This is a genomic window from Paenibacillus thailandensis, assembly GCF_042685365.1.
Lineage (GTDB): Bacteria > Bacillota > Bacilli > Paenibacillales > Paenibacillaceae > Paenibacillus_AP > Paenibacillus_AP thailandensis.
In genome coordinates this window covers 37,607-52,075 of sequence record NZ_JBHUMY010000020.1, presented here as the reverse complement: position 1 = coordinate 52,075, position 14,469 = coordinate 37,607, and the positions used below count along the sequence as shown (strand labels likewise).

Below are 14,469 nucleotides of genomic sequence, written 5' to 3'. Positions count from 1 at the left end.
GAACGCTCCGGGCGGCAAGGCGGTAATATCCGCTTTGCCGCCCGGATTTTTTTGGGCTTGGAGGGCTTTATAGGCTGTGAAAGGTCCGCAAGAAACGGCCGAGGTTCTTCAAAAATATTTCGAATAAAAAATGTATGCGCTTATTGACAAATTGGAAGCGTATACATATAATAAAAGTACAGTATGGTTTCTCTCCACTCCTATCCAATAATTCGCACCCTGTGCGGACCGCCTTTTTATAAAAGGCGGTTTTTTTTTTGCCCGCTAACTACATAGGATTCCGTAAGACGACCTCGATTTGTTTTCGTTCAAAAAAATTTTCTCATTTTTCATTTTTTGCACCGTAAGCTATGATAAAATGATTTGGGCGCGCGCTCCTGTAAATTTGTGGATTTTTCGTTTTCGGATGTCGATATAAGAAGGAATTTGATAAACGTGCTCGAATTTTTACATAAATGACTTTCGGATTTTTTGTGCAGAACGCCGCAACTTTTCCCTTTTAACCCGGTACAATGATACGTAGCCGGAAGAGGGATAATCCGCAGGTGGAGGAGGTTCGCCTGTCATGACTGATTCCGAGCTCATACGCGAAATCAAGGATGGTAACGTCGAACTGTACTCCGAATTGATGGGGCGTTACCAGCGTAAAATATTAGCATTCATCTATCATATGTTAAAGAGCGCCAAGCTGGATTTGATGGCGGAAGATTTATGCTCGGAAACGTTTTATAAAGCGTATCGAAGCCTCCATTCCTTTCGCGAGGTCGACGCTTCTTTCGCGACGTGGCTTTATACGATTGCGCGAAACACGGTGCTTAGCGAGCTCCGCAAGCAAAAAACCGCAAACATGTCGCTGGACGAATCGGGGATCGACCCGATCGCTTCGCCGGAAATCGCTCCGGAACAGATGATTTTGCGCAAGGAAAGAATGGCAATGGTCCGGGAAGCCATCAACAACTTGCCGGAGAAGCAACGTTCGGCGCTTATTCTTCGGGAATATGACCAGCTGGACTATCAGGAGATCGCGAATATTTTGGGACAGACGGTCAGTTCCGTCAAGTCGCTCTTGTTTCGGGCAAGGGCCAGCGTGAAAAGTCAACTGGAGCCGTACTTCGGCCATGAACCGGGCTTGATGGAAGAATACGAGGGGATGAAGACGCGATGAAATGCGACGATGTTCAAAATAAATTCAGCGAATATTGGGATATGCCCGAATACGCCCCCGACCGGGAAGCTGTCGAACAGCATTTGCAGCATTGCGATCTATGTTCGGAGCAGTTCCGGCTCTGGGAGGAAAGCGAGAAGCTTATTCGCGATTTATCCGTTCCCGAAGAGGTGATCGGGCCGGTCGATCATTTGAACCGCGGCGTAATGGAACGGATCTATGCCGAACAAGCATGGCTCCGTCCGATTTCGCACAAGAGCTATCATTTCAGCCGGTCGTTCCGGAGAAATACGGCGATTGTCGTGGCATGCCTGATGGCGATGTTCATGAGCGGGCTGCTATACTTCGCGTTCCAGAACCATGCGGCCGATACCGCCTCGTCCCAGAAGGTGCAGCAGTTAACCGGGCTGATCGAGACCGCGAGCGCCTCAAGCGACAGCATCGTCGTGACGGCCAAGTTCAACGCCGAAGTTCCGGTAGCGAGCATCAGCGACCCGTTCGTTCTGCAGGTTATGCCCGCTTATCCGCAATATTGGGTCGCATTGTCACTGCTGGGCATCATCATCACGTTGCTCATTTTAAACTGGTTATCCCGAACGAGAAGCTGATAAAGGAGACGGACAATTGATAATCGGATTTATACGGCACGGAAAGACGGATTGGAACGCGCTAGGCAAAATTCAAGGTCAAACGGATATACCGCTTAACGAAGAAGGGATTCGTCAAGCCCAGCTGCTGGCGGACCGGCTTGCCCAAGACGTCCATCGCTGGGACGCCGTCATATCGAGCGATCTGGCGCGGGCTTACAGGACGGCGTCGATCATTGCCGATAAGCTGAACATACCGCTGCTGGAGCCGGATGAGAGGCTTCGGGAACGCTTTTACGGCGAGGTTGAAGGTACGACGGAAAAGGAGCGCCTGGAACGTTGGGGAGACGACTGGCGCGCCATGGATACCGGCAAGGAGCCGGATGAAAGCGTCCGGGCGAGAGGGCGGGCGTTTTTGGACGAACAATACGAGCGCAATCCCGACCGCCATCTGCTTGTCGTGTCGCACGGTAGCTTTTTGGCCCAGCTGTTCGAGGAGCTGTGCGGGGACATGGGCACGCAGTTCATCGGCAATATGTCGTATTCGATATTGGAATTGCAAGACGGGCGTTGGTATCCGCTCTTATATAATTGCATGAGACATCTGGAATCGTAAGCGGTTCTTCCCTGGCGGAAGAGCCGCTTTTTTGTTGTTTGTGAAATTATGCGAAACAACGTCATCTCCGGTGACGGTGCTCCGATTCTTGGGGGGGTTGTTCCGCTTGCCCGCAACAAATTTAGCAGGATGTTATAAAATCCGCATAATTTCCCATAATGGTAGTACATTGCCGCGGCTATCGGCGGAATACGAGGCATAAGCGGCGCGGAAAGGGGAGAGTAACGTTGAACTTGGCGGACATGCTCGGTTATGCGGATATTAAGCAGCTCAGCCGGATTGCGGAAGCCTATCGATGCGAATGCAGCGGACATTCGAAAAACGAGCTGATTCAATCCATACTCTCGACCGTGAGCCGCAAAGACGTGTTCGATTCGCAAGTGGGCAGTTTGACGATCGAAGACTTACGGTTCCTAAATCACCTGTTGTTCGAGTCGCGGGAAGCTTTCAGCCTGGAAGAACTTCTGGCGAGAGCCCAGCAGAGCTGTTTCGGTCAAACGGCGAAAGCCGAGGCGAAGCCCCCGGAGAAAAAGACGGCAGCGAAGCGCGCCAGAAAAAAATCCGAGCCGGAACCTGAGGCGCCCGTCCCGAGAGACATTATCAACCGGTTCAGGCATCAGGGATGGCTGTTCAACGGCTACAGCGGCACCGGCAAATATTTGTTCCAGGTTCCTCACGATTTAAAGGCTCGTTTCCGCGAGACGTTGAGACGGAAGTTTGCCGAGGAGCTAACGTATACCGATGACCCGCATGTGTACCGGGACGAGCAAGGGCTCATGCAAGACGATGTGCGGGCGTTGCTTCATTATATTTACCATAATGAAGTGCAGCTGGCGGCCGACGGAACGATGTACAAAAGGTTTGTTCTGCAGCTGTTCGACCGGCTTGCGATTCGCGAGGAGCTTCCGCCCAAAGGGGCTTGGAGGTTCGGATACGGCAAATATTTTAACGTTTATCCGAACCGGTTTTCGCTGTTGTTTGACTATTGCCGGCAGTCCAAGTTTTTGGAGGACGACGGAATTCGCCTTGCGCTGACCGCCGCGGGGGAAGAACGGCTTGCCGTCAAGCCGCCGGGGGAGCAGATTCAGCTATACAAGCTGTGGCTGAAGACGTACAAGGGGCCGATCCCGAATTTGCATTCGCTCGTTCATTGGATCAACTATCTAGCCGAGCAGTGGGTAACGGCGGATTCGCTCAGCAAAGTGCTGCTGCCCTTGATCAAGCCGTATTATTACGACGACGCCGAGACGATACTGGAGCAAAGAATTATCGTCATGATGGTTCATCTCGGACTGCTCCGGATCGGGGAGCATGAACGGCACGGAACCGTCATCCGCATGACAAAAGCAGGGAGCTCGGTCGTGGCGGGACTTGCAGAACCGGAATACGTCTCTTAAGGGTAAACGAAACGGGTTTCTAACCGGTGCTAAAAAAGCGATTCGACAACGGCATTTCAAGATGATCTTCAATTGTCGGTTATGGGGGTGTATCCTATGGATAAAATGAAAGTGACCTATGAAGCGATGCTGGCATTGGCAGCCGAGATGATACTGGATGAAGCCGTACTAAAGTACCGTACAGACCAAATCTACCGGGCTATTGACAACGCGCTCGCGGCCGGCGATGAGGATACGTTCTACCGTTTGACGAAGCAGCTGAACGAAATTCATCATTGACGTCAAAGGCAGGACTTTCGCTCGATGAACAAAATAAGCAAAGAGGCTGTTGCCGCTTGAAACGAGTACCGCTTGTTTCAAGCGGCAAAAATTTTTTTAAACGCTTTCTTGACGCTGTCTTTGCTTGGACGCATTGCAAAGCGGAAAAGGCGTCGCCATTAAATACGCTATATTGGCAAATTCCGCAAAAGATTGTAATATAGTACACAGCTTGTACGATAGCAGCGAAGGGAGGTGCTCCGTTTGAAATTCAGCGAATTTTCGGAGAGCAGGTGGCTTGAGCTGAAGCCTTATATGGACACATGCCTGCTTCCGATAACGGGATTGACCGGCACGGAGCTTCCCCATGAAGCGACCGCGGAGCTGGAGAAGCTGCGAGACTTGATGGATCGTATCGAAATCCCGTTCAAAGGCCGTATCGTTACGTATCCGGCAAGCCATTATGCGGATACGGATAACGCGGACCTGGCGGCGGAGCGGTTATGCCGCTCGTTGAAGCAAGCCGGGTTCAGATTCGTCATTATGGTTACCGCGAGCCGCTTCTTGAAGTTATCGGCCCCGTCGTCCGATCTGATCGTTGCCCCGCGCGACGACGGCGAATGGCCGGATGCGGCGGACATTGCCGCCGACGTCAGGAGGCTGTGGGCGGGCGAGCCCCCGATAGAAGCCATTTGACGTTATTTTGCATAAAACCGGCGCCCTCTGGAAAAAACAAATGGAAGGCAAGGCCAATTGTGACAAAATGATGACCAAATGAAAAAACGCTTTTTTTAGGCGTATTCAAAGATACTTCCATATATTGACGCTATTTGTTAGCTAGGATATTATAGGAAATGTCTTAAGCTCGTCATTTGTTTAGCTGTAAACAAGGCATGATATATGGTTGGCAAAGGGGGTAGATCAGAAGATGAGTAACCACGAACATCATGATTCTGCACATCGGCCGGTTCAGCGCAAGGAGATGTCCCGACGTCAATTTTTGTCTTATACGCTTGGAGGCACGACCGCTTTTATGGTAGGCGGAGCTGTACTGCCGATGGTTCGATTTGCGATTGACCCGCTGCTGGAGAAAAAAAGCGAAAGCACGTGGGTTAAAGTGGTCGAGGAATCCAAAATTACGGCCGAGCCTCAAGTTTTTAATTTCAAGGTGCATCAGGTGGACGGCTGGTACGAGAGCGAAGCCCAGCTATCCGCGTACATAACGAAAGGCGACAACGGCATATTCGCGCTGTCCCCGATTTGCAAGCATTTGGGCTGCACCATCGCATGGAATACGCACGGCAAGAATGAATACGACTGTCCTTGCCATAATGCCCGTTACACGATCGACGGGAAGAACCTGGCCGTATCTCCGAAGCCTTTGGATGAATACGAAGTGAAAGTTGAAAACGGTTTTGTCTACTTAGGTGCGATTAAACCGAATACACGGGTTTAGATAGGAGGGCGTAGCTCGGATGTTTAAAACGATATACAACTGGGTGGACGAGCGTCTAGACATTACGCCGCTATGGAGAGATGTGGCCGACCACGAGGTGCCTGAGCATGTCAACCCCGCTCATCACTTTTCCGCATTCGTATATTGCTTCGGCGGCTTGACGTTTTTTATAACCGTCATTCAAATTTTGTCGGGGATGTTCCTGACGATGTATTACGTGCCCGATATTAATAACGCTTACGCAAGCGTCGATTATTTGCAGCATAAGGTTGCATTCGGCGGCATCGTGCGCGGCATGCACCATTTCGGGGCAAGCCTTGTCATCGTCATGATGTTTCTCCATACGCTGCGCGTATTTTTTACCGGCTCCTATAAAGCTCCCCGCGAGATGAACTGGGTCGTCGGCATGCTTATTTTCTTCATCATGCTGGGCCTTGGCTTTACGGGCTACCTGCTGCCTTGGGACAATAAAGCGTATTTCGCGACGAAGGTCGGCGTCCAAATCGCGGAATCGGTGCCGTACATCGGTCCTTACATCGCCACGTTCCTTTACGGGGGAGACATAACGGGCGCCCAGACGTTAACCCGGTTTTTCGCCATTCACGTATTCTTCCTGCCGGGGGCTCTTATTGCCATGCTGGCTGCGCATTTCTTGATGATCCGTAGACAAGGCATTTCGGGGCCGCTTTAAGCGAAGGGAGGATAACCAATGGCACACGGCCATAAATCAGACGAAAAAGTCGTATATGTAGGCGACTCTCGCGTTAAGAAGGGAAAAGGGTTTCAAACTCCGCCGGATTACACCGCATTCCCCGGGAAATCCGAAGCGTTCATTCCGAACTTCCTGTTAAAGGAATGGATGGTCGGCTGCGTCGTTCTGGTCGGATTTCTCGTATGGACGATGGCGGAGCCTGCGCCGCTCGGCTACCCGGCCGATCCGACGAACTCGGCTTTTATTCCGATGCCGGACTGGTACTTCCTGTTCCTGTATCAATTTCTGAAATATCCTTACGTTTCGGAGCAATACGTCGTGCTGGGCACGATCGGCGTTCCGGCAATCATGTTCGGCTCGCTGCTGCTTGCGCCGTTTTTGGATACCGGCAAGGAGCGCCGTTTCTACCGCAGGCCGATCGCGTCTTCGCTTATGTTTTTGTCGTTAATTTCGGTCGTATACTTGACGGTGATCTCCTGGGATCACTATCAAGAACAGCTGAAAGAAACGAACACGGTTCCCGAGCATATCGAACGGGAAGAGAAGGCGAGAGAAGCGGCCGAAAGCGGTCAGGAACCGGAGACGGGCGGAGCTACAGGCGAAGAAGAGAAAGTGGCGCTCGTCGACGCGAACGACCCGGCTATGGACATTGCCAAAAAAGCAACCTGCGTAGGCTGCCACGCTGCCGATTTAAGCGGCAATCCGCCTGCCATCCCGGCACTTACCGGCGTCGGCGACCGTCTGTCGCAGGAGGAAATTGCGGCGACGATTACAAACGGCAAAGGCCAAATGCCGGCCTTCAAGGACCAGTTAAGTTCGGATGAAATTAATCAACTGGCCGTATGGCTGGCTAAGCAAAAAGCGCCAACGGAATAAATCATTAAGAATCCGGTCGAATGAACCGGATTCTTTTTTGGTTTTGAACATTAGCACGAAGAAGTTAAGCTTTGTCCGCCAGGACAAGCGGCTCTTGCTCGTACTCACAATCAAGGTTAACACGTAGCAGGCAGCACCCCAAGGCATGGCGTAACCTAAGCAGCAAGGCAAGCACGAAGAAGTGAAGCTTTGTCCGCCAGGACAAGCGGCTCTTGCCCGTATCCGCAATAAAGGTTAGCACGTAGCAGGCAGCACCCCAAGGCATAACGTGGCGTAAGAAGTGGTAAGAAAAGCTTTGTCTGCCAGGACAATGCGAGGGTTTGCGATAACGGATTGTCGAAGACGGCCGCGCTGCAGGCTCGCTAATTTGGGGTGTCCAGAGGGGCGAGCCCCTTGGAGCCCCTCCATTGGAGGGGGTGGGGGGAGGTTTGACCCCAGCGAGGGGTAGGGGGAGATCGATCGACTTGACAAGAACGCCAATTTTCGATGTACTGAAAAAGACATTCTATTGAAGGAGAAGAGTGCTTTGCCGATTTCATATTTTTGGAGCCGCGAGTTTTTGATGAACCGCAAGTTTTTGTGGCTGCTTTTTTGGGTCAACCTGCTCGGAACGATTTACGGCTATATTTGGTACGGGAACCAATTGGAGCTGACGTTGGAGGAAAATCCGCTTTGGCAAATCGTTTTTGTTCCCGACAGCCCGACGGCAAGCCTGTTTTTTACGCTTTCGCTCCTGTACATGCTTTATCCCCCGACTTCCGAATCGCGGCTTGTGTCGGTCATCCGGCAGCTGATCGAAGGCCTCGCCATCGTATGCTCCGTGAAGTACGGCATTTGGGCCGTGGCGATGATCGTGGCCGGCGGATGGCAGGGCAGCGAAATCGTATGGGAGCATTACATGCTCAGTGTATCGCATCTCGGGATGGCGCTGGAGGTTCTGCTGTACGCACGGTTTATGAAGGCCGAGCCGTGGGCGGTGACGATCGGCGCGGCTTGGCTGTTCATTAACGATACCGTGGACTATACATACGGTGTGTTTCCATGGTTGGCCGAGCCTTTATACGACGATCTGCCGGCCATACGGAACTTTACCTACGGCCTCTCCTTGTTTTCGTTTGTCGCAGCGCTCGTCTCCGTCCGTCTTCGAAAAAAGGAATAACCTCAAGCATCCCCTCATAGAGTGGTTATGGGGGGATGTCCATGATGAGACGAGTAATAATTCCTGCTCTATTAAGCTTGGCAATGTTGTTAGGCTCTGTCGCGTCCGTATGGGCGGACTCCGCCTCGACTTCACAAGCGAACCTAGTCGCCCCGGAAACGGCCATCCGGTTCGACCGTACGGCGGAGCTGCTGTATCGGGCCGCCCGGGAGTCCAACCGGCAGGCGGGTTATTTGTACGTTCAGCAGCTGCGAGGCATGATGGACAAGCAGATGAAGCGGCTGCCGCTTAGCGAAGCTGGCTGGGCGATCGTCGAGCGCAGTGCCGCGGAGATCGAATACAAGCTGTCGAACGGCAAGCCCGGCTCGGACTGGCTGTCCGACGCGGCCCGCATTCGGCTAGCCGCGGACGCGATCGTGCGGCCCGAGGTACCGCTATGGCATTCTTATGAAACGGTCATGCGCGACGATCTGGAAAGGGTGGTCAAAGCTTGGAACCGGATGGACGGGCGAGGCGCCGAATCGGCAAGAGCGGCTATCGATCTCCTCGCGGTCCATTACGATCGAATAGAAGCGGCCGTCAAGCTTCAAGCGGATCCGGCGAAGGCCGACGGTTTAAAGGAACGAATCGCTTATACGACAGGCTTGCTGGAAGCGGACAAGCGGCAGGAAGCGCAGCCGGATTGGACGAATCAAGCGCTCGCGGATCTTGAGACTTCGTTGTCCGTATTGTTTGAAGGAACGGCTGCCGCGGAGCCGCTGCCGGCGGTCGCTCCGATCCATGCCGGCCATCCCGTCAGCTGGATCCTAATGCTGGGCTCCGTCATTATGGGCGTGCTGGCTTATGTCGGCTACCGCAAATATAAACAGCAGCCCTATGGCATAAAGCCCTTCCGCTAAATCCGTTACGGATCGGAGAACCCTTCTCCGAGTACGTCGTCTACTTCGCTGACTACAATAAATGAACGGGGATCGATATTGCGCACGATCGTTTTCAAACGGCGGATTTCCTGCCTTTGGACGACGCAATAGGCGATCTCTTTTGTTTGTCCGGAGAATGCGCCTTTGGCCGGCAGCAGCGTAACGCCCCGATGCAGCTCCTTTGTAATGGCGGCCGCGATCGCTTCGCTTTCGTCGGAAATGATGGTAAACGATCTCGCCGAGTAGGCACCGTCCTGGATAAAGTCGATCAGCTTCGATGCGATGAATACCGTCACCAGCGTATACAGCACCTTTTCAATCGGGATAAAAAACAGCGCAAGGCCGATAATGACGGCGTCCAGGCATAAAATAAACTGCCCCATGCTTATGCCCCTCCAGCGGGTTACGATTCTCGCGACGATATCCACTCCGCCGGTCGTTCCCCCGAACCGAAACACGAGACCAAGTCCCGCTCCCAACGAGACGCCCGCGTATAACGCGGCAAGTATGTAATCCTGCGACGTATGGAAGGTGACGATCCAACCATTGGCGATCAACAGCTCCATCAGCCACAAAAACAGCGACAGCGACAGCACGCCGATGATCGTATAGAACATATCCCGCCGGTCTAACGCTTTCCATCCGAGAGCAAACAGCGGGATGTTCAGGAGCAGCGTCGACATGGACAGCGGCCACCCGAGCGCGTAGTTGAGCAGCACCGATATTCCGGTAACGCCGCCTTCCATCAGCTGGTTGGGCAGGACGAAATAATGAAGCCCGAAGGCGTAGACGGCGGTGCCGATCATAATCGGCAGCACGGAACGAAGATGCTTGGCAATGGACATCGCCATAAAACGGTTCACTCCTTTGGCGCGATGCGGTCGGTTCGCGATTCATAGTTATAGCGTATCCAGCCCGAGGAAAAAACATTGTTTTCGGCGCATCTTTGCGATAACATATGAATTGTTACTGACTTTTACATAGAATGGCTAAAGCGGATAGCCCCCGGAGGCTGCGCTGCCGTTCATCGACCGGAACTCGACGCAAAAGAAAGAAAGGGACGTTCGTGCATGGGGGATAAGACGCTTAGAGACATACAAAAAGAAGTGGACGATTATATTTCGCAATTTAAGGAAGGGTACTTTAGCCCGCTTGCCTTGATGGCCCGCATGAGCGAGGAAGTCGGAGAGCTTGCCCGGGAAATCAATCATTATTACGGCGAGAAGCCGAAGAAGCCCGACGAAGCGGAGAACTCCGTCGAGATGGAGCTTGGCGACATCTTGTTCCTGCTGTCCTGCTTCGCCAATTCGCTTGGGATCGATCTGACGGAGGCGCACGATAAAGTGATGCACAAGTTCAACACCCGGGACGCGAACCGCTGGACGAGAAAAAATCTCGAACCGTAATGCCGTACCCGTCATATGCTGTACCATCAGCCTGTGTACAAGGAGGGTGGGCGTATGGACGGGGAAAGCTGCATAAAAAAAGCTTACAACTATATATGGAATGCCGATTTCGAGCAGGCGATCTATTGGTTTGAGCAAGCTATTGCAGCTGAACCAGAGAACGCAAGCTACTATCACAAATGCGCGATTTCTTGCGCTCGCAGCGGCAAGTGGCAGAGAGCCGGCGAATGCGCGCGGCAAGCCGTTCTGCTTGAGCCCGGGAATCCGGAATACGAATATTATTTGCAAATCGTAGAAGCCCAACTGCTTGTGCTGGAAGCGGACCGGCTGCTTGATCAACAGCCTTCCAAACCGGAAGAAGCGATACCGCTGCTCGAGCAAGCCGCGCGGCAAGATCCGCTTAACTTTGAAGCCCATTACAAGCTGGCGCTTTCTTACCGCGAGCTGGGGCGGTTACACGACGCCGTCAGCTGCGCAAGGGAAGCCGTAAGGCTGGACCATAACCATTTTGCGGCCAGGCGGCTGTACGCGGAATTGTTGCGCAAGCAGCGTCTTGCTAATAACCCCATATAATAACCTTCAATGAAGGAAGAAAGGATCGCTTATAATGTCTTCACTCATAAAAGTAGCAGTAATCGGAGCCGGCGGACGCATGGGACGGGAAGTCGTGAAAATGGTGCTGGAGGACGAGACGCTGCAGCTTGCCGCTGCCGTCTCTCCTTCGGCAGCCGGAGCGGACGCGGGGAGCCTTGTGGGCAAACCGGCCACGGGAGTAACCGTCTCCGGCACGATCGAAGAAGCGCTGGAAGGGTCCGGGGCCGACGTCATGGTCGATTTCACCGTGCCGGCGGCCGCCTATCATAATGCAAGCACCGCTATCCGCTACGGCGTTCGGCCGATTATCGGCACGACGGGACTAACGCCGGAGCAGATGGATGAATTGGACAAGCTGTGCAAGGACAAAGAGCTTGGCGCGCTTGTCGCCCCGAATTTTTCGATCGGCGCGATTTTGATGATGAAATTCGCGGCGGAAGCTTCGAAATATATGCCGCATGTCGAAATTATCGAGTATCACGGCGATCAGAAGCTGGATGCGCCTTCCGGCACTTCGATCAAAACGGCGGAGCTTATTTCGCAAGTAAGGCAAGAACTCCGCCAAGGCAATCCGAAGGAAGAGGAGACGATCGAAGGAGCGCGGGGCGGCTATTACAACGGCTTCCGCATACATAGCGTTCGTTTGCCAGGCGTATTCGCGCAGCAGGAAGTGATATTCGGCGGTTATGGCCAAACGTTGAAAATTCGCCACGATTCTTACGAACGCGCGGGCTACATGCCGGGCGTCAACATTGCGGTGAAGAAGGTCATGACCTATACCGGACTTATATACGGGTTTGAACATGTGATGGACTAACGGGGAGGAAACAACGATGGGCTTGAAAATCGCATTTATTGCGCATGACCGAAAAAAAGACGAGATGGTTAACTTTGTGACGGCCTATGAGCACGTATTTGTGCCGCATACGCTGTATTCGACCGGCACGACCGGTTTTCGCATTATGGAGCAAACGAAGCTGAACATCCACCGGTTTATGTCCGGGCCGCTCGGCGGGGACCAGCAAATCGGCGCGCTCGTGGCGCAAAACGAAATGGATTTGATTATCTTTTTGCGCGATCCGCTTATGGCGCAGCCTCACGAACCGGATATTACGGCGCTTCTTCGGCTGTGCGACGTTCAGGGCATTCCGGTTGCGACCAATATCGCGACGGCCGAGCTGCTGGTCAAATCGCTGGAGCGCGGCGATTTCGCCTGGCGCGAGCTCGTTCATAAATACAAACCGGAGGGAACGGTATAACCGCCATGCTGGACATTCTCGTATTTGGCGCACATGCGGACGATGCCGAGATCGGAATGGGCGGAACGATAGCGAAGCATACGGCAGCGGGACTTCGGGTGGGCGTATGCGATTTGACTTTGGCAGAAATGTCATCCAACGGCACCGTGGAATTAAGGCAGCAGGAGGCTGCCTTAGCGTCTGCGGTGCTCGGTTTGTCTTCCCGCACCAATTTGCGTCTGCCCGACCGCGGCATTGCCTCTACCAAAGAACAGATCGACGCCGTTGTTGCCGAAATCAGACGTTCCCGGCCCAAAGTCGTTTTCGCGCCGTATTGGGTTGACCGCCACCCGGATCATATCGCTTGCAGCAAGCTGGTGGAGGAAGCGGTGTTCAACGCCAAACTGCGCCGCTACATGCCGGAGCTTGAGCCTGTGACGGTCCGGCAGCTTATCTATTATTACATCAACGATGCCGCGGACGTTTCGCTTGTCGTGGACGTATCGGAGCATTATGAAACGAAGCGGCAAGCGCTTCTATGCTATCGTTCCCAGTTTATGATGAACGGCGCGGACCAGGTGGCTACGCCTTTGACGGACCGTTACGTGGAGCGGGTAGAGGCGCGCGACATGCTGCTCGGCCAATCGCACTCGTACGCCTTCGCGGAAGGCTTCGCCATCAAACGGCCGCATACGGTCGATTTTTTTGCAAAATAAAATTAGATTCGCATACCGTTCTATATACGGCTAAACCTTTCAAGCGAAACGGTCTGTCCTCCGATACGGACGGAATCGTCTCCGCTTAACGTGAATGTTTTTTCCGGCGCAGGCAAATGTGTACAGCCGTTCTTGGAATACTATTAACTGATGGCTGACAGAAGGGGGCTGGTCCCGAATGTTCGATCAAAAATTGAAAATCGGAATAACGTGTTACCCATCGCTCGGCGGATCCGGCGTCGTCGCGACGGAGCTCGGGAAGCTGCTGGCGGAACGGGGACATGAAATTCACTTTATTACGCACAGCATTCCGTTTAGATTAGGGCATTATCATAAAAACATCTTTTTTCACGAAGTGGAAGTAAGCGATTATTACGTCTTCCGTTATCCGCCGTACGATTTGTCCCTTGCCAGCAAAATGGCGCAAGTGGCGCAAATGCAAAATCTGGATTTGCTGCATGTCCACTACGCCGTGCCGCACGCGGTTTGCGCTTTTTTGGCGAAACAAATGGTCGGATCGGATCTAAAGACGGTGACGACGCTTCACGGGACGGATATTACCGTTCTGGCACAGGACGAATCGATTAAAGATTTGATCCGGCTCGCCATTAATCAAAGCGACGCGGTGACGGCCGTATCCAAGGACTTGATTCGGGAAACGAGACAGCTTCTCGACATTACGAAGCCGATCGATTTAATGTACAATTTTATCGACAAGCGCGTTTATTATCCGCGCGACGTATCCGGCATGCGCCACGATTATGCGGCTCCGCACGAAAAAATATTGATGCATATTTCGAACTACCGCCCGGTTAAACGGGTCTGCGACGTGATCGACGTTTTTGCCAAAGTGGCGGAAACGGTTCCGTCCAAGCTGCTTCTTGTGGGCGAAGGCCCGGAATTGTCGAAGGTGCAATGCAAAATCCGGCAAATGAATTTGGAAGACCGCGTATGCTTCCTTGGCAAGCAAGAGGACGTCGCCCAAGTGATCTCGATGGCGGACGTGCTGCTGCTTCCTTCGGAGAAGGAAAGCTTCGGGCTGGTAGCCCTCGAAGCGATGGCGTGCGGCGTCCCTACGGTCGGTTCGACCGCCGGAGGCATCCCCGAGCTCGTGAAGCACGGGGAAACGGGGTATTTGGCGCCGATCGGCGACGTGGACGCCATGGCCGAATATGCGAAGATGCTGCTGCTCGACGAACGTCTTCATCGTCAATTCAGCCAGGCGTGCCTGCATCGCGCAACTTCCGAGTTTACGAGCGATGCCATTACATCGCAATACGAACAAATTTATTACCGGGTTCTTGGCATGGAATCGGAGCGGCCGATGGCCGCTTGCCAAGAATGCTGATGCGGTAACGAACAGCGAACA

Annotated in this window: 18 protein-coding genes; 17 read left to right on the top strand and 1 reads right to left on the bottom strand. The window is 53.1% G+C overall.

The window, feature by feature from the left end:
- The first annotated feature begins 565 nt into the window (after positions 1-565).
- The 11 genes from ACFSW5_RS16980 to ACFSW5_RS16930 all read left to right on the top strand — a co-directional run bounded on the left by ACFSW5_RS16980 (position 566) and on the right by ACFSW5_RS16930 (position 9,125).
- Positions 566-1,165: an RNA polymerase sigma factor gene (locus tag ACFSW5_RS16980; RefSeq protein ID WP_379275546.1), complete on the top strand. Its 600-nt coding sequence runs from the start codon at positions 566-568 to the stop codon at positions 1,163-1,165.
- Positions 1,162-1,773 (top strand): anti-sigma factor, encoded by a 612-nt coding sequence (locus tag ACFSW5_RS16975; RefSeq protein WP_379275544.1) that lies wholly within the window; start codon positions 1,162-1,164, stop codon positions 1,771-1,773. Before ACFSW5_RS16980 ends, ACFSW5_RS16975 begins: the two co-directional genes overlap by 4 nt.
- Positions 1,774-1,789: 16 nt before the next feature.
- On the top strand, positions 1,790-2,368 hold the full coding sequence (locus ACFSW5_RS16970) for a histidine phosphatase family protein (RefSeq protein ID WP_379275542.1): 579 nt from the start codon (positions 1,790-1,792) through the stop codon (positions 2,366-2,368).
- A gap of 227 nt (positions 2,369-2,595) precedes the next feature.
- A complete protein-coding gene (locus ACFSW5_RS16965; RefSeq protein WP_379275540.1) occupies positions 2,596-3,765 on the top strand; it encodes a hypothetical protein in 1,170 nt (389 codons plus the stop codon).
- A gap of 96 nt (positions 3,766-3,861) precedes the next feature.
- Positions 3,862-4,044, top strand: a complete 183-nt coding sequence (locus ACFSW5_RS16960) for an IDEAL domain-containing protein (RefSeq protein ID WP_379275537.1) — start codon at positions 3,862-3,864, stop codon at positions 4,042-4,044.
- A 234-nt stretch (positions 4,045-4,278) separates the two neighbouring features.
- Positions 4,279-4,719, top strand: coding sequence for a DUF2487 family protein (locus ACFSW5_RS16955; RefSeq protein ID WP_379275535.1), 441 nt, complete (start codon positions 4,279-4,281; stop codon positions 4,717-4,719).
- Between the two features lie 232 nt (positions 4,720-4,951).
- Positions 4,952-5,479 (top strand): ubiquinol-cytochrome c reductase iron-sulfur subunit, encoded by a 528-nt coding sequence (locus ACFSW5_RS16950; RefSeq protein ID WP_379275532.1) that lies wholly within the window; start codon positions 4,952-4,954, stop codon positions 5,477-5,479.
- Between the two features lie 19 nt (positions 5,480-5,498).
- Positions 5,499-6,170: a menaquinol-cytochrome c reductase cytochrome b subunit gene (gene qcrB, locus ACFSW5_RS16945; protein ID WP_379275530.1), complete on the top strand. Its 672-nt coding sequence runs from the start codon at positions 5,499-5,501 to the stop codon at positions 6,168-6,170.
- A gap of 18 nt (positions 6,171-6,188) precedes the next feature.
- Entirely contained in the window at positions 6,189-7,067 is an 879-nt protein-coding gene (locus ACFSW5_RS16940; RefSeq protein ID WP_379275528.1) for a c-type cytochrome, read from the top strand.
- Positions 7,068-7,593: 526 nt separating this feature from the next.
- Entirely contained in the window at positions 7,594-8,226 is a 633-nt protein-coding gene (locus ACFSW5_RS16935) for a DUF1405 domain-containing protein (protein ID WP_379275526.1), read from the top strand.
- A gap of 44 nt (positions 8,227-8,270) precedes the next feature.
- On the top strand, positions 8,271-9,125 hold the full coding sequence (locus ACFSW5_RS16930) for a sporulation protein YpjB (protein WP_379275524.1): 855 nt from the start codon (positions 8,271-8,273) through the stop codon (positions 9,123-9,125).
- Between the two features lie 5 nt (positions 9,126-9,130).
- Here the strand turns inward: ACFSW5_RS16930 and ACFSW5_RS16925 are convergent, their stop codons facing one another.
- The gene (locus ACFSW5_RS16925) at positions 9,131-9,997 is read right to left on the bottom strand and encodes a YitT family protein (RefSeq protein WP_379275522.1); all 867 of its coding nucleotides are present in this window, start codon (positions 9,995-9,997) and stop codon (positions 9,131-9,133) included.
- 219 nt (positions 9,998-10,216) lie between these two features.
- Between ACFSW5_RS16925 and ACFSW5_RS16920 the strand changes: the two genes are divergently transcribed.
- From ACFSW5_RS16920 to bshA, 6 genes are all read left to right on the top strand, one after another.
- Complete coding sequence (locus ACFSW5_RS16920) at positions 10,217-10,552, top strand: nucleotide pyrophosphohydrolase (RefSeq protein ID WP_379275520.1); 336 nt, start codon at positions 10,217-10,219, stop codon at positions 10,550-10,552.
- A 54-nt stretch (positions 10,553-10,606) separates the two neighbouring features.
- Positions 10,607-11,125 carry a tetratricopeptide repeat protein gene (locus ACFSW5_RS16915; RefSeq protein ID WP_379275518.1) on the top strand — a complete coding sequence of 173 codons (519 nt, stop codon included), beginning with the start codon at positions 10,607-10,609 and terminating at the stop codon, positions 11,123-11,125.
- Positions 11,126-11,159: 34 nt separating this feature from the next.
- On the top strand, positions 11,160-11,963 hold the full coding sequence (gene dapB, locus ACFSW5_RS16910; RefSeq protein ID WP_379275515.1) for a 4-hydroxy-tetrahydrodipicolinate reductase: 804 nt from the start codon (positions 11,160-11,162) through the stop codon (positions 11,961-11,963).
- Positions 11,964-11,979: 16 nt separating this feature from the next.
- Entirely contained in the window at positions 11,980-12,405 is a 426-nt protein-coding gene (gene mgsA / locus ACFSW5_RS16905; RefSeq protein ID WP_379275511.1) for a methylglyoxal synthase, read from the top strand.
- Positions 12,406-12,410: 5 nt separating this feature from the next.
- The gene (gene bshB1, locus ACFSW5_RS16900) at positions 12,411-13,100 is read left to right on the top strand and encodes a bacillithiol biosynthesis deacetylase BshB1 (protein WP_379275508.1); all 690 of its coding nucleotides are present in this window, start codon (positions 12,411-12,413) and stop codon (positions 13,098-13,100) included.
- 178 nt (positions 13,101-13,278) lie between these two features.
- Complete coding sequence (gene bshA / locus ACFSW5_RS16895; protein ID WP_379275504.1) at positions 13,279-14,448, top strand: N-acetyl-alpha-D-glucosaminyl L-malate synthase BshA; 1,170 nt, start codon at positions 13,279-13,281, stop codon at positions 14,446-14,448.
- Positions 14,449-14,469 lie beyond the last annotated feature (21 nt).